The organism is Nostoc sp. NMS4 (genome assembly GCF_017115095.1).
Lineage (GTDB): Bacteria > Cyanobacteriota > Cyanobacteriia > Cyanobacteriales > Nostocaceae > Nostoc.
Genome location: NZ_JABXKI010000144.1, coordinates 1 through 16,741, shown reverse-complemented (window position 1 = coordinate 16,741; position 16,741 = coordinate 1). Strand labels below are relative to the sequence as shown.

Below are 16,741 nucleotides of genomic sequence, written 5' to 3'. Positions count from 1 at the left end.
AGACCGAAAAGTTTTGCGATCGCACACAGAGCGATACCTATAAAACCGACTGTTGTCAAAAAAACCGTATTATTAGATACATTTTTTAGAAACCTTCTTGAGTTTTTCTGTGTACCAGTGATTAGATGGTTACAAGCTTTGGATATTCCCGATAAATTAAAGGAATTTGTTGATGATAAATCCGAATTTTTAGACGAGATTGAGCAGTGAGTTCAAGCAAATTGTTTCTGGTTGGTATTCCAGCAATCGGATGAATCCCAATAGACTTTAGTTCGTGAAGGCTAGGACAAATACTGGACAAAGCACTATAGATAACATAACCATTCTCAGTGGTTAGGAGGATCTTCTAATACTCCAGTAGTTACTCAGAACAGATGGATGGCCGAAAGTTTCTATCCCATACCAGCATAAACCGCTTCTGTTCCATTCATTCTAAAAAAATCCGGCGCTTTCCTGCTTTCTATGCTTGATTGGACTCACGGCAAGCTTATCATTCCAATTTGGACTAGTGGCAAAGTTATGGTTCCAAACTGTCAATTTCATCCAAAATTAGCTGACGCAAGAATCAGGGTTATAGTGTTGTTGACGGCAAAGTTATGGTTCCAGTCGCGGCAAAGTTATGGGTAAAGTCACACAACTTGTGAGTCTAGAATCGGAATTATCTGTACTTGTCCGCCAATGTTTAAACCGTAGAATTCCGAATCTTGAAACTTTAGATTCAGAGGTCTCGATTTGGGAGCGCGATGCCTACGGCGGGCTACGCCTACGCAATCAAAATCAGGTTCGTGTAAATTGGCGTTTTCGTACAGAAGACGCAAGAGTTAAGCTTTTAAAGATTTATCCAACCCATCAGAACTAATGACATGGACTACTAGTCCCCAGTTCAAGTATTGATGCTGTTAATAATTTGCGAAGGCTTGAAGTAGTTGTAAGGTATGGGACGAGTTTGATTTCTAATATCTATTTGCCGTTCTATTTCATGCAAATTCTGCTGGAATTGCACCACAATTTCCTGCGCCAATGGATCGGCAAACTCCTCATCATAAAAACCCAATTTGTCATAATGGTACGATGTTAAAATCTCAGTCCACATCACCTGATCGGCAGCTTGTTTAAAGGGAGGAAGTATCTTCATGATAGTTTCCAAATCCACACCCTTAGTTTCTGGAATTGGGTGGTAGGCTGCATAGGGCATATTGGGTACAAAAGCCATATATTCATACTGAGAAAAATTCAAAGCAGAGTGTAGAGGAGCGCAAGTAAATACTACCACACTAATAATTTCAATCAGTTGTTCTAGAGTATCAATCTTGGCTGGCATTCCCTTGACTCTACCACCATCTTGGGCTACTAATTCCCTAGCCCAATTTTGCAACTCATAGTCATCAATTAGATCCTGTGAGGTTTTGTAATAGAGTTGCAAGTATTCAGAAACAAACTTTTCAACGGCATTCCAGATTAATATGCCATCGTCGCGGAAAGGAAAGTGCGGTAAAATTTCTGGATCGTCTGTTTGACGACTTTTGATTAACCGAGGAAAGGTAAACTTTTCAACACTCCATTCTTCATAAACCTTCGCCACAAACCCCAGAGATTCCGCCAAGGAACCTGCCATAAACACATCAACTGGGCCTCCAGGCTGTAAAAACTGAGTGCGCCCCAAATCGTTATCAAATAGCATAAAACGGAAGTGGGGTTTTAATAGTAAGGCGATGGGATGATTTTCTGCTAGTTGGCGCGCAGTTACAATTGCAAACGGAGCCATAACTGCGTGAGTATAGGCAAAATGACTACCTAATTCTTGATGATTACCATCAGCAATTTGAACACAGATTTTTGCCAAAAACCAATCTAAATGGGTGTCATCGGGTGTATAAATCACGCTTTTTGCGCCAGAGTCATGATTAATCTGGATAGCAACAGGCACTAGAGAACCACCATTATAACTATCATTACTTTGCCAGTAAAATAGAGCTTGCGGCTTGGGAAGGTACTTTTTAACATTATCGTAGACACCACCTTTAATATCAGATAACAAAGGGTAATCTAAGAAATACAGTTTGCCTTCCTTGAGTGCTTTTTCTAAAGTAAATTCTGTACCTGCAACCTTCTGGAAATGGGAATCTGTAACCGCAAAATTATCAGGTAGTACATCAATTCTGCGGATAGCTAATGGGTTCGCTCCCGATAGTCTTTGTTCCGCAAAACAAGAGTCTGTTTTGTAATTTTTTATAACATCAGGTTTGGGTAGTAGTGACAAAAGGTCTTCATATTCTTCCAATTCATCCAGTGGGTCTAAAAAGTTTCTGGCTTTGGCAGCTAGCATATTCGGCGCAAGAGTTGCCATACTTGCCAAACGTTTAGCAGTATATTCCGCCGAGAATATTTCCTTATGAGGAACTTTATCAATTACTGGTAGAGGAGCCAGATAATTGTAATTAAATTTGTACTCTTCTCGATTTTGATCTAGCCAATTGATTCGGACATTAGTATCAGGATCGTTTTGGGGTAAATATGGTTTCACGATTAGCTCCAATTCGGTTTGTTAGCGTTTGCTAGTAAACGAGCAATGTCAGAAAGTTGCTAAATCATGATGCGATTTAGCAACAAATTTCATTACAGAGTTTTCAGATACTCAATCAAGGCTTTTTTATTCTCATCAGATAAATCAGTGCCATAAATATGTCCCTGATTTGAATTAGCAGTTACCGTCGTATCGTATTTAAAACCTATAGCTTTGGCTTCATCTCCCTCAGTAATAAAGCCAACTTTTTTCGGGTCGTAGACATCATATCCCCGATAGTAAACTTGAGGACGATTCTCTGGTTTTTCTAACAAATCTTGTAGAGATGGGACTGAACCATTATGTAAATATGGCGCTCTTAACCACAATCCATCTAGATAAACAGATACATACCCATTGGTTTTACGTAAATTTTTAAAATCCCAAGGGTAGCCATCACCAAAATGATTGTAAGTATCTGCTCCTTCTTGCGTCCACATATCTAAACGATGGCGGTCAGTTCCCACTTCTTCTACAGGGATGACAGTACCCGTTCTTTCCCCACCAAAAGCATGACAAGATGCACAAGTATTAGCAAAAATTTGACTTCCTTTTGCAGCAACTTGCTCATCAACAGCAAATGGATATTTGGGAGGTGGTACTTCTTGAATAAAATCTTCTACCCGTTGTAAATCAGCTACAGGAAGCGATTTTTTGGTAGCACCATCACCAATTGCTCCAGTTTGAACAGTTTCTGTTAGTGAGGTTTCTAACCCATCCCAATGGAGTGCAAATCCTTTGTGCATCTTTTGATTCCAAAGAGGCATCATATCAGAGTTACCGATAGTGTTATCTTTGGGCAACTTCAAAGTATTGAATTTAACCGGATTGAAAGGGTCAATTCGACCAGGCCCCCAGTTAGGACGAGAATCTGTCCAACTATAGTCTTCTTTTTGTTGCAGCAGCGCTTTCTTAGTTTGAGGAATTAGTACATAGCGATAAAGTAAATTTTCCAACCAAGAAAGCCGATAATTATATTTGATTTCGTCAAGGATATAATCTGCTGTAAATCTAGAATCACCAGCAGTTGCACTCAAAAATCGTAAATAGCCTTGTGAATCAAACTTATTAGCAGGAGCGGTGGCCACAATTGTGGGTTTATCTTTCTCTGTTTTTCTATAGGTAGCAGTATGGCAAACCGCGCACGTTATACCGACACGAGGGAAGCCAATGGTTTTTTTTGTAAACCCAACTGGCATTTCTTTACCCTCTTCCCATGTGATTCCCAAGGAAGTATAACCACCTGGCCTTGGTAATTTATCAGGGAATATTCGTGGTAATACCAGCCAAATCCAATAGGGAACACCTTGCGCTTCTTCTGTGCCAATAGAACCATATTTAAAATGTTCTTCAGGCGATTCATAATATGTGGGAACCTCTCGAAAAAGGTTGTACCATCCCACATACCCAACTACACCAGCTAAAAGGATCACAATTAAAATAATGCTTGTGATTACCCTACCTATTTTATCTTTGAGTATTGTCATGGCACTCTCTTGCTCCTTGCAGAAGAATCTGTTTGTAGTGCAAACGATATGCTCACACTAGGCTAGGCATGAGAATTAGGAGAATTGCTTCACTGGGGTTTCAGCAATAGCGTTTTGATTACGCATTGCTAAGGTCAGAAAAATTGCTTCCGCTAATCCAAAAAACAGGTCTACAAAGGCAATAGATAAAAATCCTTTATCTTGACCAAAGAAAAACACTGCACAAATAAAAAATGTTGACCCAAAAGCTCTAGAAGGAAATATTGATATCCAGGCGGTTGCCTGATATCGGTACGGGTCAAGTGCCCCAGGAACATAAAATGCACTAATAATAAATAACAGCATTCCCGTAGCGCGAACCCAGATAATTGGCACTGGTATATGCATCTGAAGGAACGTCAGCATTAGTTCTGGAAAGAAGCAAGAGGGAATGACAAAAAGCATATTAACAATAATGCCAAGCCAAGTAACGCGACTAAACCATTTAGCGTAATTATTCATTTCTTCTCCTTTTAAAGCTTCTTCATGTACTCAACTAGTGCATCTTTATCTTCTGTGGGAAGATCGGTACCATATAAGTGTCCACTGTTACTATTTCCAGCTTTTGTGGTATCGAACTTAAAGTATTGCTTACCGTTTTCTACACCGATATCAGATACAAAACCAACTTTTGCTCTATCAATCACATCGTAGCCACGATAGAATTCTTTAGGTCTATTTTCTGGTGTTTCTAGTAAATCTCGTAAGGTGGGGACTGAGCCATTGTGCAGATAAGGGCCACGCAACCAAACACCATCAAGAGGCATATTTGCATAGCCATTAGTCTTACGGAAATTTTTAAAGCGCCACGGATAACCTGTATACAGAGTATTTTGATTAGACATCGTTTCGTAAGTATATGAGTCGAGACGATGGGGGTCTGTGCCAATTTCTTGAATTGGGACAACTTTGCCTGTATATGCACCACCAAAAGCGTGACAACTAGCACAATTACTTTGAAAAAGCTGTTCTCCTTTCGCTGCTATAGTTTCGTTGACTTCGTAGGGATATTTTGGTGGTGGTAGTTCCCACAGCCAATCAGCAACTCTCTGAATTCTAGGTAAATCAATTGTTGTGGGTGTGACTCCAGTGCCTAAAGCTGCACTCTTATTACGTTCATCAACAGAACTATTATTACCATCCCAATGCAACTCTAGCCCTTTGCGGGGTTTTTGATTCCAAACTGAGGGAAAATCAGAAGTACCAATCAGTTCATCCTCACGCAATTTATCCATTGGAAAATGGAATTGAATTGCTTTATAAGGATTAAAAGTATCTACTCTTCCTGGCCCCCAATCTGGCTGTTCTTCAACAAACTTAAGTCGATATGCTTGATTAATTAATGCATCTCTAGTTTGGGGAATTGCAATGAAGCGATAAAGTAATTTTTCAATGGGATTAAGACCACCACTGATTTTTTCAATTTCTGGCAACATGCGGTTAGCAGTAAAGCGCTCATCTACACCAACTGCTGATAAAAATTTGATATATCCCTGCAAATTCAGCACATTAGCTGGCATTGTAGTCATGACTTGATGTTCGCTATTAGGGGTATTTCGCAGTGTCCCCGTATGACATACAGCACAATTCAAGCCAACTCGATCGATAAAGACTCGCCGTTGTGAAAAACCTATAGGCAAATCTTTGTCAGGTTCTTTGATAAATCCCAGAGAAATATAACCTTTTCCAGGTAATTTATCTGGGAATAATTCTGGTAAAACTTTCCAAACCCAGTAAGGGATGCCATTGATCGGTTCGCTGCCGATTGAACCATATTTAAAGTGGTTTTGAATATCAGCATAATCCACTGGGGAGTTAGACAAAACAGGCCAAAGGAAAAATACTGCTACTGCTACAATACCTACAATCACAACCCAAATTCGCTGTAAGACTCCCTTAATTGAGGTTGGGAGTAGGGTAGGGTTTGTTTGTTCAGTCATGAAACACTCCCCATGTTGTCGAGATTATTTGTAAGCAAAATTGTCGATATGATACGCATCGCTTTTTTATCTAGATAAATTTGCAAACTGAGTTTCATGAAAGACTGACATTACTTCTTCCATCATCTCTTCATAACTATTGAAGCGTTCCTGTTCGTAACAACCCAAGGGATTTTCAATTACATTCAGCAGACATTTATTGCAATAGGTACAGGGTTTATCTGCGAGGTCTTTACCTGATTGAAAAGATTTAACTAGGTCATTATTAGCAATTAGGGTACGAGCCATTGTAACGCCATCACAATACTTATCATTAATTGCCTGACGAATATAAGAAGCTTGCTGTAAACCACCTGTACATAATACAGGAATATTAACGTGCTTTTTAATTTCTCTGGAATCTAGCAAGTTTCTGCCTTGGTTTTCTATCAGTAGCTGCTTGATTTTGGGGTCTTTTACATCATCACCACTAAATGCTTGAGGAGGCAATTGCTTTTTGACCCGATTCCATAAAAAATTGAAAAGCGGATGCAAAAATGCTTTGCGAAATAAAATGTAGTTGCGTGTGGTTTCAACGCCACTCGACAACATAGCATCATAAGTTTTAGTAATGACATCAAAATTAAAATCACCAATGGGATTGAGTGGGTGAGGAAATAAGCTACCAGTTGACACATGGACGGCATCAGCCCCGGCTTCTTCTGCCCATTGACAAACTTGAATGGAATCTTCTATGGTATTACCTGGTTTTTCCCAAAAGGTGACGGCGTTGTTATAGTCAACGGCACTAATTTTAAATTGCAGGTGAAAGTCGTTCCCTACTTCTTTGCGGATGGCTCTAATTACATCTAGCAAAAACCGCGCTCGATTCTCTAATGAACCACCATATTCATCTTGACGGTCGTTAATTCCAGAACTGAGAAATTGGTTAAAAAGATATCCATTAGCACTGTGCAATTCTACTCCGTCTAAACCTGCTTCACGGGCGCGTCTAGCACCATCGGCGAAGTATTGGATTGTTTCTTTAATTTCTGCTAGTGTCATCGCCTGACACAAAAAGCCGTGGAATGGCTCTGTTTGGCTAGTGGAACTTAACGCTTTTTTTCCTAAGTTTTCTACACCCCCAATATCTTGTTGTCGCCCCGAATGACTTAATTGTAAAATAAATTTACAGTCATATTCGTGGACTCTTTCTCCTACTTTTCGCCAAAAAGGAATGCGATCGTCACAGTTAATGGTGGCGTAATTGGGCATAATTCTTCCCCGGATGGCGACTGGAACAAAGGAAGTAATAATAGCTCCTACACCACCACGAGCAAACTTTTCTTCCCAGTTGATTCTAGCTTGAGTACCTGAACCATCATAGTTATCCCATCTTCCAGAAATACTAGAGCGGAATATCCGATTTTTTACTGTGAGATTACGGAATCTCAATGGCTCAAAGATAATATCCTTTTCCATGTGTTTCCTGTCTTTTGTATTGTTTCGGCAATAAAATTAGGCGGTCAAAATTCTTCGTACTACTAACAGTCTCGCCAGAGAACTATTATTTCTAGTGTCTCTGGGAAGGCAGTTTTTTATGTCTACAAATCTACAGTGCAGGTTTTCGGATGCCAAGGCTAAGTATTAAGCTTTTGTTACTTAAATTTACCTATCAAGTTTCAGCATAGATATTTATCCTTATCGGTTTTTACAGTTATATAAAGACTTTTGCAGTTTGTAAAGCTATGGTATTTACAGCGCAATTCTTAAAAAAAGCGAAAATTTTCGTCTTTTCTTCTCTGATCAGGTTAAGGCAACCTTAAAAGAAGCACTTAATAATCTGTGACAAACATTACCAAGTACGTAAGTAACGCATATAACCATAGCAAATTGGTTATTGAACACCATAGGAAATTTACAATTTTTTAAATTTTTGATTTAGAAATGTATAAAAGTTTATTGATGACGTTTTGCAAATTTGTGTAGTAACTTCATATATAAGGAACCTCAGTAAGGTACATTCTAAATCATCAAAATATCCCCAGACTAAATCTGGAAAATGGGAAATTGGTGATGAAGGATTAGTGTACCTCTGTAAACGTGAGGTCAGTGGAAAAGTTTTAGGTGTTAGAACCAGAGAGTTTTATGAAAAAGACAAGTCTAATTTTTAAGGGCTGTCTGCTCCTCCTATTCGTGACTATGTTTATAGTCTGCGGCTTTTATGGAACGCCTACAGCTCTAGCCGATGAGTATAGTGAAACACCTACATCCATAAGTACCAAGTATTCGGATACGGGTGTATCTGAATACCCTGATAACTGTGAGGGTATTGGTTATCTCCCAGAATACACAAAGGAGAATTTGACAGATGCCGAAAAACGGGGTCGTTGCACTTGGTACTTATGGACTGGCGGTAATGCTAAGTACTATCGTGATTTAGCGAAGCGAACACATGGCGGTGCCGATCTGTTAAAGCTGATTAACTCAGATAAGCATGACGAGCGATTCAAACTCTATGGCGCAATTAACGATCCTGGATGTGAAAAAGCGACAGCACCAGATGAATACGGATTGCTGCTAGATAAATGTAAAGATCCGCTTTCAACTGGTGTAATTGGGTTGCGTAAGTTCCCCAACCCCAACTTTGACTCGGCAAAATGGAACCCTGTTGAATATGCCAAAAACTCACAAGTTGAGCCTCCCTACGTGATTGGGCAATCCTGTGCTATCTGTCACGTAGCATTAGATCCGCTCAATCCACCCAAAGACAAGGAACATCCAAAATGGGAAAACTTGGTACCAGCATTGGGTAATCAGTACATCAAAGAAAACAAATTCTTTGATACCAGTGTTGCAGACAATAGTTTTATTAAGCAAGTACTTAACTCTCAGAAACCGGGGACTTCTGATACTTCTCGGATTGCCACCGATCATATTAACAATCCGAATGCGATCAATGCCATTTTTAATTTAGGCGATCGCCCCAAATATCCAGAGGTGATGAACGACGGTTCAATTCAGGATGTCAACCATATTCTCAAGGATGGTGCAGACTCTACAGGAGTGGCAAAAGCCTCACTACGCGTCTACGTCAACATTGGGATGTGCGGCGATTACTGGACAAGTCTCCATGAGCCTTTATTAGGCAGAACTCCCCAAAAACCTTTTGACATCGAAAAGGCGCGGAAGGAGTGCGAAGGCTGGAGACAGACAGAAACACGTATGGCTGATGCCGAAGCATTCTTAAAAACCATCCAGCCGATGCACCTGAAAGATGCACCAGATGGTAAAGATTTCTTGACTAAAGATGAAGAAGTTCTCAAACGTGGCAAACTGGTTTTTGCTAGCACTTGCGCTAGTTGCCATTCCAGCAAAAAGCCATCGGCTGCGATCGCTGCTGACCCCGAACAGGCTCAGAAATGGTATGAAGAGTCTGTACTCAGTAGTAATTTTTTAGACCACAACTTCTTGTCTGATGATCAGCGTTATCCAGTTACCTTAATTGGTACCAATGCGGCGCGATCGCTAGGGACAAATGCCACTAAGGGGCATATTTGGGATCAGTTCTCCTCTAAGACTTACAAAGAACTGCCTTCACCGGGTACTTTGACGCTGTACAACCCCTTAGATGAGAAAAAACCCATCGAATTTAAGATACCTGACGGCGGTTTGGGATATTACCGTACACCTTCACTAGTGAGTATTTGGGCAACAGCACCACTTCTTCACAACAACACGCTAGGACTTTACAACGAAGATCCTTCAGTGAAAGGACGTGTAGAAGCCTATACGGATGCAATGGAAAAGCTGCTGTGGCCGGAAAAGCGTGAGGGAATTATCAGCAGGACATCTCAAGATACTAAATTAGAGCTTCCCCCAGGAGATCCGAATCCGAGATTTAAACTTCCTGTTCCGAAAGGTACGCCTGTAAATTTACTGGCAAGCATCAATATTAGAGAGGCGATTACATCTCTCAATCTCAGCAGCCTTTTCCAGGACTTGAAACCCGGCGGTGGAATTAAGGGTAAGTTGGCACGTGTGCTTTTAAGAGCCAACAAATCTCCTGACTTTGTGGAAGATGAAGGTCATTATTTTGGCTCAAATCTCCCAGACGAAGAGAAGAAAGCGCTAATTGAGTTCGTGAAAACTTTCTAGTACTCTGTCCCATTAATTTTGCGGGGCTGCTAGATCCCCGACTTCTTGAAGAAGTCGGGGATCTGAACACCACTAACCTCTCAAAACTTTTGAAACAGACTACTAGTACAGCTTTGTGTAAAATCGTAGTGTTTTAAACGCAGAGAATTCGCTACGAATTAATAAAATGTTGTACTAAGACAACTTGTCTGGATATTCTGCACTCGTTCCCAGATTTAACCTGGGAACGAGAAAAATATTTATTAAATAGCAAGGATATATATGCAGTATTTACCAATTGTCTTCGTTCGTGGATATGCAGGTACAGAAAAAGACGTTGAGCAAACAGTCAACGATCCCTTTTATGGATTCAATAGTGGTTCAACTCATATTCGAGTCGATGAGAAAGAAAACCCCCAGAAGTTTTTTTTCGAGAGTCCATTGCTGCGACTAATGACCGATCATGGTTATCAACCGATTGTTGACAATCAGAATGTGAGCAATCAAATTAAAAGATTATCTGGTCAACTTCATAAAACTATTTGGATCTATCGATTTTATGATATATCTACACCTAGTTTTGGCTCCTCAAGTGTAGTCCGACAAGAGATGGAGGAGATAGCGAAGGGTTTAAGAGAACTGATTCAGAATGTTAAGAAAACGACGGGTGCTGATAAAATTTATCTGGTTGCTCACTCGATGGGCGGCCTTGTTTGTCGCAGTTTGATTCAAAAGATTTATCCAGAACAAAACGAGCAAGCTGCCGATAATATTGACAAATTTTTTACCTATGCTACACCTCATGGCGGTATTTATTTTGAGGTCGGGAGTGGCTTGATTGAAAATCTGAGAGACAAGTTTCAATTGAACAATTCTGATGACTTTGGCCCTCAGAGGATGTATCAGTATTTAACACCTAATGTCAAGCCCAAGACTGAGTTACCCGATAACTTTCAGCTAGAAAAACTACAAAGCATAGATAATGCATTTTCACCAAACCGCGTTTTTTCTTTGATTGGCACGAATGCACATGATTATGAAGAAGCTTTTGGTCTTTCACGCAATCTTGTTGGGGTCAAAAGTGATGGTCTAGTTCAGATTGATAAAGCTTATATCGGAGGATCTCATCGTGCTTATGTTCATCGGTCTCATGGTGGACGTTATGGCATATTGAACTCCGAAGAAGGTTATCAAAACCTGCAACGATTTTTGTTTGGTGATATCCAGGTGAAACTTTCTCTTAGTAATGTGGAGTTAAAAGACCTGGACAAGAATTTTTATCAACTGGAAACTAGAGTGGCTTTACGTGGTCTTCCTATACCTATATATGAGCAAGCGATCGCTCATTATTGCCCAATTACACAAGAGTTAACCCGAACAGATAAACCTGTTCCTCTATTTACAGCTTTCTTAATTCCAAGAAACTCTGCCAGTGATGATAATATATGTAGATATGCTCTGCGTTTAGCATTACATTCATTCACAAAACAAGAGACAAATTGGTTACGTGACAGTCATCTCGACCAAGTACCTTTGTGGTCTGACTATCTAATTACTGATGTTGCCGAATCAAATAGTACTTATGAGGCTAAATATAGTTGGAACTCTGATGAAAAAGAGCCATTAACAAAGTTAAATCCGACTTCCGAATCTAGTTCAGGTGTATATGTTGCGTATGTTTCTTTACCTGAACGTGGGCAAAAAGTCTTAGGAACAAATGCAGCAGTTCGCTTGGAAATTTCTCAATGGCAATGAAGGAGGCAGGGGGAGATGAGGGAGCAGAATTAATGACAAATGACAAATGACAAATGACAAATGACAAAAGGAAAAATTATGCAGAGTAATCGCAAACAAACGGCTCTTATTACTGGTGCATCTGGCGGCATCGGTTATGAATTCGTGAAATTATTTGCTCAGGATGGCTACAATCTTGTGTTGGTAGCGAGAAGCGTAGAAAAGCTGAATAAAATCGCCGATGAATTTAAAAATAAATTTGGCATTGATGTCAAAGTTATTTCCAAAGATTTATCTCATCCATCAGCCCCAGAAGAAATTTTCAATGAGCTAGAACAAGCATCGATTAATGTTGATGTGCTGGTGAACAATGCGGGGTTTGCTACCTACGGATTATTTCATGAAATTGACCTGAATGCTGAAATGCAATTGCTACAGGTTAATGTTTTATGTTTGACACATTTAACCAAGTTATTTCTCAAAGGTATGGTTAAACGGGGGTCTGGAAAAATATTAAACCTGGCCTCCACAGCTGCTTTTCAACCAGGGCCGCTGATGGCAGTATACTACGCGAGTAAAGCATACGTGTTATCGTTTTCAGAAGCGATCGCTAATGAATTAGAAGGCACAGGCGTTTCTGTAACAGCACTTTGTCCAGGCCCTACAGAATCTGGTTTTCAACAAAGAGCCGCAATGGAAGATTCAAAGTTGGTAAGCGGTCAAAAAATTATGACTGCGGAAACAGTAGCTCAAATCGGCTATCGTGGTCTATTTGAAAACAAAACTGTTGTCGTTCCTGGAATTAAAAATAAGCTACTCGCTGAATCTGTCAGATTTACTCCCAGAAAGCTAGTAACAAAACTAGTCAGAAATATGCAGGAAAGCAAATAAGTTGTAACATACTAATCCTAAATCATTTGTAAGAAACAAGATCCCTGACTTCTTAAAAAAGTCGGGGATCTTGTTTCTTACGTCTCTACAAGACGCGATAAATCGCCGTCTCTACAAGTGTTTTGGTCTTTAATTACGAATTACGAATTACGAATTATTTTAATCTCCCTGTGGATGCTCATCCCATAAGGTTGTCAGTTCCCGTAAACTCTGATGATTGCCATTGCCCAAAATCAGATGATCTAGTACCGGAATACCCAAAAGCTGCGCCCCTGCTAATAACTGACGTGTCAATTCTATATCTTCCTGGCTGGGTTCAAGGTTTCCAGAAGGATGGTTGTGGGCAACTATTACCCGCGTTGCACCTTGACGAATAACTTCTCGAAAAATATCACGGGGAGAGGCTAAGGTTTCCGTTGCAGTGCCAATAGTAATTACTTGCGTACCCAGCAAACGATTCTTGACATCTAATAGCACCACTGCAAAACGTTCTTGTACCTGCCACATCAAATCTTGACTAAGGGTAGCAGCAGCAGCAAGTGGGCTATCAATTAATGTGCCATCATTGGGACGAGATTGAAAAGCGCGTTTACCCAATTCAATTGCGGCTAAGATACTTGTCGCCTTCGCTGGGCCAACACCAGAAATTTGCATTAACTCAGCAGGGCTAACTTCTCGCAGAACTACCAAAGGATCGCGTTGATGTTTGCCTAATTCGCTCAAGATATATTGTCCCAAACCCACAGCAGATAGTTTTCCTGGCCCTTGACCGGTGCCTAAAAGAATTGCGATTAACTCTGCTGTGGCTAAAATTTTTGCACCATGCGTCATTAATCGCTCACGCGGACGCTCATTTGTAGGTAGGTCGGCAATTCTGAGGCAATAGGTCATATTAAACTAAGAAAATAGCACCACACATAGAACTATCCTTAGTTATCCCTCGTTTGCTCTCAAAATCATCTTTATTTGAGAAAATCTTTAACCTTGATAAGTTTTTTCTATTTTTCCCCATCTTGCTCTAAGGGAAATTACAGTCATCATTCGTAAGGTGTTGTATTAAAATAGAGGCGGCGATCTATGCTAATAAATGAGCTTGGTGCAGTCTCAGTAAACACAGACTTTACAGCACATATTACTAATCTGATCCTCATTCATTTTTCCAGAATTATTCGCTTTTAATAAGGGCTGAAGCCATGATTCTATGCAAATTTAATGCTTATTAGCTTATAGTCAGCCTACATGAGGTTATGTGTAAGACTGGACTTCGAGTTTTTCTGTCGGCTTTCTGCATCCAGTTAATATCTAAGTTAAAATTATTACAAATTCTCAGAGGTAAACTACGTATCCAATGGTTCCAGAAAAGCTCCGAGAAATCGCTAGGCAGGTACATGAAGATAAAAGCTTAGCTCAGGAAACTGTCAGAACTCTTCTCACATGGTTCGGTGCCAAGCGACGTAGATTTGTTGTAGATACAATCCGCAAAGCTCTTACCGAGGTAGATTTGGCAACTGAGCCAGACTTCACTAACGTATACATTGATGCTGAAGTGCGTTTTGTTCCTGCCCAGAAGCTTAATGAAGTAGAATCAAAAGCTATAACTGAAGATACTATTTCAGCAACTGATCTACCAGATGCAACTGTGGAGGTTATTACAGCAGAGTTTGTTTCTGGAGCCATTGAAGATCCAACTTTTCGTATTGGGCAACTGGCATCAGCAAACAGTACCCCTATAGTAGTTAATCCGAACTCAACACTGTTAGAAGCAACAACATTAATGATGATGCATGACTTCTCACAACTTCCAGTTATACAATCAGAGCGCGAAGTAAAAGGGGTAATCAGTTGGGAATCCATTGGTAGAAGAATATCTCTTAAGCGTCCTTGCGAAAAGGTTCGTGATTGTATGGAAACAACAGTGCCTGAACTTAGAGCAGACTCCTCATTGTTTTCCGCCATTGATTTGATCGTTAAACATGGATACGTGCTTGTTCGTCAGCAGGATCAGAAGATTTCAGGGATAGTAACAACAAGTGATTTGAGTTTGCAGTTTCGTCAACTTACTGAACCTTTTCTGTTAGTTGGTGAAATTGAGAACTATGTTCGACGTTTAATTGACTGTAAGTTCACTCCCGAACAGCTTGCTTCAGTTCGAGATCCGAAAGATGAGCGCGTAATAAATTCTGTAGCTGATCTGAATTTTGGGGAATACTTACGATTGCTTGAAAAGCCCGAACATTGGAATAACCTCAACATATCAATTGATCGGGCAACTTTTATTAAGCATTTAGATATTATACGCGAATTGCGAAATGATGTAATGCACTTTGATCCAGATCCCTTTGCCGAGGAAGATATTCAAATGCTTCGCTTGTTTATAAACTTTATGCGTATTCTTGACCCCAAAAAGGTTTAAATCAAGTTATTTATGAAGGATTTCCAGATATAATCTGGGAACAATAGATAAATAATTTTGGTTCTTCAGTATGTGTTATGCCAAACTATTAATTAAAACTCAAAATCCACTAACAAATTAGGGTTAAAGCCTCTAAACCTCATAAAAGCTCTTAAATTTAAGTTAAAAACTGATGTTTATGTTGTCTAGCAAGGGTTTCGAGCTTTTTATAACATAGATTTAGCATACCAAGTACTGAAGAGCCATAATTTTCTTCTTTCACTCACTGATAAATTTGCGTTGCTTTCAGCATGTGGTAGGTAATAATTAACTGAGTCAGAGCCAGAGGATAACTTTGCAATGTTTCTCCAGTTGTACCAGCAATTTTACCTAGTTCTGGATTACTTTCGCGATCGCAAATATTTCGTAAATGGGGCATATCAGAACAAATAATATGCTCTAGCTTATTCACCTGTTCTAAGGTAGCATGGCCATCAACTTCTAAGACATCCACCGGCTTATTCATATCCCTGTCTAGCCCCAGGCGGATGGCTGAGTCAGAATTACCATAGCCAGAGTTGGTAATTGCAGTGAAATCTGGATGCGGAATTGTCGGACGCAGTACCAATCGGACGTTAAGGTGTCCATTGGTTTCATCATCTTCATCAGTGGGTGGATAGAAACTAATAACTATATCAGACCATTGCCGTTGCGGACGGATAAACTCTGCTGAGTCTGGTTCGCGCTTTTCTAGTTCTGCTAGCACCTGTTCAGGAGTGTAGCCACGCTTTTGCGTATCTCGCTTGACTTTCCATTTAGCGCGTACAGTTTCCGGGGGTGCAAGGTAAACTTTTACATCATAAGAATCACGGGCAGCACGAGTAGAATAACCGAGTAATCCTTCAATAATCACGAATTTACTGGGCTTGATATACTGCGGTGGCTCGAATGTGCCGGTTTTATGACTATAAACTGGCTTGAGAATAGGCTGTCCTGTGCGTAACAGCGACAAATGTTGCTGCATAATATCCAAGTGGTTGCAGTCGGGGTGGAGGGCAGTGATACCGATTTCTGCACGTTGTTGGCGATCGTAACGGTGATAATCATCTGTACAGATGATTGTGACATTTTCTGGGCCGAGTGCCTGAGCAATTCCTCGCGTTAGTGTTGTTTTACCAGCAGCGCTGTCGCCGACAATACCAAGAATTATTGGACGGCTCATCATACCTCCCAGAATAAAAGTAAGTTTATTAATACAATTTCCCTACATATAGTTTTTATTCTAGAAGGGTTTAAGCCAGTAACTCAAGCAAAGACTTGGTATGCAATATAAAAACACATAGAAGATTTGTGCGATGCCTACGGCGGTAAACTACGCTTTTTGTATACTTCTAACAATCTACATGATTGTTAGGGTTATAGCCTTTGAAGCAACAGGGTTTTTACTCAGCAATTTGCTATATCTCTACGTATAAAAACTAGACATCCCAGAGCGAACCTACTTTCAGCCGCAGATATTCAATTTTGATTTCTGCAAGCCGCACACTCGTGACTTCCAGTCATGAGTTAGGCGCTCCAT

14 protein-coding genes are annotated in these 16,741 nt (G+C 40.2%); 6 read left to right on the top strand and 8 right to left on the bottom strand.

Annotation, left to right across the window (positions count from 1 at the left end; genetic code table 11):
* Positions 1-210, top strand: a 210-nt coding sequence (locus HWQ37_RS11835; protein WP_465249691.1) for a hypothetical protein, incomplete at its 5' end; no start/stop codon positions are given.
* Here the strand turns inward: HWQ37_RS11835 and HWQ37_RS11830 are convergent.
* Positions 122-301, bottom strand: coding sequence for a type I-MYXAN CRISPR-associated protein Cas6/Cmx6 (locus tag HWQ37_RS11830; protein WP_292747332.1), 180 nt, complete (start codon positions 299-301; stop codon positions 122-124). The genes HWQ37_RS11835 and HWQ37_RS11830 overlap by 89 nt on opposite strands.
* A gap of 318 nt (positions 302-619) precedes the next feature.
* Here HWQ37_RS11830 and HWQ37_RS11825 point away from each other — a divergent pair, with 318 nt between their 5' ends.
* Entirely contained in the window at positions 620-859 is a 240-nt protein-coding gene (locus HWQ37_RS11825) for a hypothetical protein (protein ID WP_292747329.1), read from the top strand.
* A 24-nt stretch (positions 860-883) separates the two neighbouring features.
* On the opposite strand, the gene HWQ37_RS11820 is transcribed toward HWQ37_RS11825, so the two are convergent.
* The 5 genes from HWQ37_RS11820 to HWQ37_RS11800 form a co-directional block, all read right to left on the bottom strand.
* Positions 884-2,524 (bottom strand): lipoxygenase family protein, encoded by a 1,641-nt coding sequence (locus HWQ37_RS11820; protein ID WP_292747326.1) that lies wholly within the window; start codon positions 2,522-2,524, stop codon positions 884-886.
* A 92-nt stretch (positions 2,525-2,616) separates the two neighbouring features.
* The gene (locus tag HWQ37_RS11815; RefSeq protein WP_292747323.1) at positions 2,617-4,050 is read right to left on the bottom strand and encodes a c-type cytochrome; all 1,434 of its coding nucleotides are present in this window, start codon (positions 4,048-4,050) and stop codon (positions 2,617-2,619) included.
* 75 nt (positions 4,051-4,125) lie between these two features.
* Positions 4,126-4,551, bottom strand: coding sequence for a hypothetical protein (locus HWQ37_RS11810; RefSeq protein ID WP_292747320.1), 426 nt, complete (start codon positions 4,549-4,551; stop codon positions 4,126-4,128).
* A gap of 11 nt (positions 4,552-4,562) precedes the next feature.
* The gene (locus HWQ37_RS11805; RefSeq protein WP_292747317.1) at positions 4,563-6,029 is read right to left on the bottom strand and encodes a c-type cytochrome; all 1,467 of its coding nucleotides are present in this window, start codon (positions 6,027-6,029) and stop codon (positions 4,563-4,565) included.
* Positions 6,030-6,095: 66 nt separating this feature from the next.
* Positions 6,096-7,490, bottom strand: a complete 1,395-nt coding sequence (locus HWQ37_RS11800; protein ID WP_292747315.1) for an NADH:flavin oxidoreductase — start codon at positions 7,488-7,490, stop codon at positions 6,096-6,098.
* Positions 7,491-8,156: 666 nt separating this feature from the next.
* Between HWQ37_RS11800 and HWQ37_RS11795 the strand changes: the two genes are divergently transcribed.
* The 3 genes from HWQ37_RS11795 (at position 8,157) to HWQ37_RS11785 (ending at position 12,770) form a co-directional block, all read left to right on the top strand.
* Positions 8,157-10,166: a hypothetical protein gene (locus HWQ37_RS11795; RefSeq protein ID WP_292747312.1), complete on the top strand. Its 2,010-nt coding sequence runs from the start codon at positions 8,157-8,159 to the stop codon at positions 10,164-10,166.
* A 261-nt stretch (positions 10,167-10,427) separates the two neighbouring features.
* Positions 10,428-11,900 (top strand): lipase family alpha/beta hydrolase, encoded by a 1,473-nt coding sequence (locus HWQ37_RS11790; protein WP_292747310.1) that lies wholly within the window; start codon positions 10,428-10,430, stop codon positions 11,898-11,900.
* Positions 11,901-11,978: 78 nt separating this feature from the next.
* Entirely contained in the window at positions 11,979-12,770 is a 792-nt protein-coding gene (locus HWQ37_RS11785; RefSeq protein WP_465249690.1) for an SDR family NAD(P)-dependent oxidoreductase, read from the top strand.
* Between the two features lie 159 nt (positions 12,771-12,929).
* On the opposite strand, the gene radC is transcribed toward HWQ37_RS11785, so the two are convergent.
* Positions 12,930-13,661, bottom strand: a complete 732-nt coding sequence (gene radC / locus HWQ37_RS11780; protein WP_094344442.1) for a RadC family protein — start codon at positions 13,659-13,661, stop codon at positions 12,930-12,932.
* Between the two features lie 457 nt (positions 13,662-14,118).
* On the opposite strand from radC, the gene HWQ37_RS11775 reads away from it, so the two are divergent.
* Positions 14,119-15,183, top strand: coding sequence for a CBS domain-containing protein (locus tag HWQ37_RS11775; RefSeq protein ID WP_292747303.1), 1,065 nt, complete (start codon positions 14,119-14,121; stop codon positions 15,181-15,183).
* 262 nt (positions 15,184-15,445) lie between these two features.
* Here the strand turns inward: HWQ37_RS11775 and HWQ37_RS11770 are convergent, their stop codons facing one another.
* Positions 15,446-16,384, bottom strand: a complete 939-nt coding sequence (locus HWQ37_RS11770) for a phosphoribulokinase (RefSeq protein WP_292747300.1) — start codon at positions 16,382-16,384, stop codon at positions 15,446-15,448.
* Between the last annotated feature and the right edge of the window lie 357 nt (positions 16,385-16,741).

Excerpts from the sequence above, each read along its gene's own strand:
- HWQ37_RS11825 (WP_292747329.1), top strand. The coding sequence starts at position 620 with ATGGGTAAAGTCACACAACTTGTGAGTCTAGAATCGGAATTATCTGTA.
- HWQ37_RS11810 (WP_292747320.1), bottom strand. The coding sequence starts at position 4,551 with ATGAATAATTACGCTAAATGGTTTAGTCGCGTTACTTGGCTTGGCATT.
- HWQ37_RS11770 (WP_292747300.1), bottom strand. The coding sequence starts at position 16,384 with ATGAGCCGTCCAATAATTCTTGGTATTGTCGGCGACAGCGCTGCTGGT.
- HWQ37_RS11795 (WP_292747312.1), top strand. The coding sequence starts at position 8,157 with ATGAAAAAGACAAGTCTAATTTTTAAGGGCTGTCTGCTCCTCCTATTC.
- HWQ37_RS11815 (WP_292747323.1), bottom strand. The coding sequence starts at position 4,050 with ATGACAATACTCAAAGATAAAATAGGTAGGGTAATCACAAGCATTATT.
- HWQ37_RS11805 (WP_292747317.1), bottom strand. The coding sequence starts at position 6,029 with ATGACTGAACAAACAAACCCTACCCTACTCCCAACCTCAATTAAGGGA.
- HWQ37_RS11790 (WP_292747310.1), top strand. The coding sequence starts at position 10,428 with ATGCAGTATTTACCAATTGTCTTCGTTCGTGGATATGCAGGTACAGAA.
- HWQ37_RS11785 (WP_465249690.1), top strand. The coding sequence starts at position 11,979 with ATGCAGAGTAATCGCAAACAAACGGCTCTTATTACTGGTGCATCTGGC.
- HWQ37_RS11800 (WP_292747315.1), bottom strand. The coding sequence starts at position 7,490 with ATGGAAAAGGATATTATCTTTGAGCCATTGAGATTCCGTAATCTCACA.
- radC (WP_094344442.1), bottom strand. The coding sequence starts at position 13,661 with ATGACCTATTGCCTCAGAATTGCCGACCTACCTACAAATGAGCGTCCG.
- HWQ37_RS11775 (WP_292747303.1), top strand. The coding sequence starts at position 14,119 with ATGGTTCCAGAAAAGCTCCGAGAAATCGCTAGGCAGGTACATGAAGAT.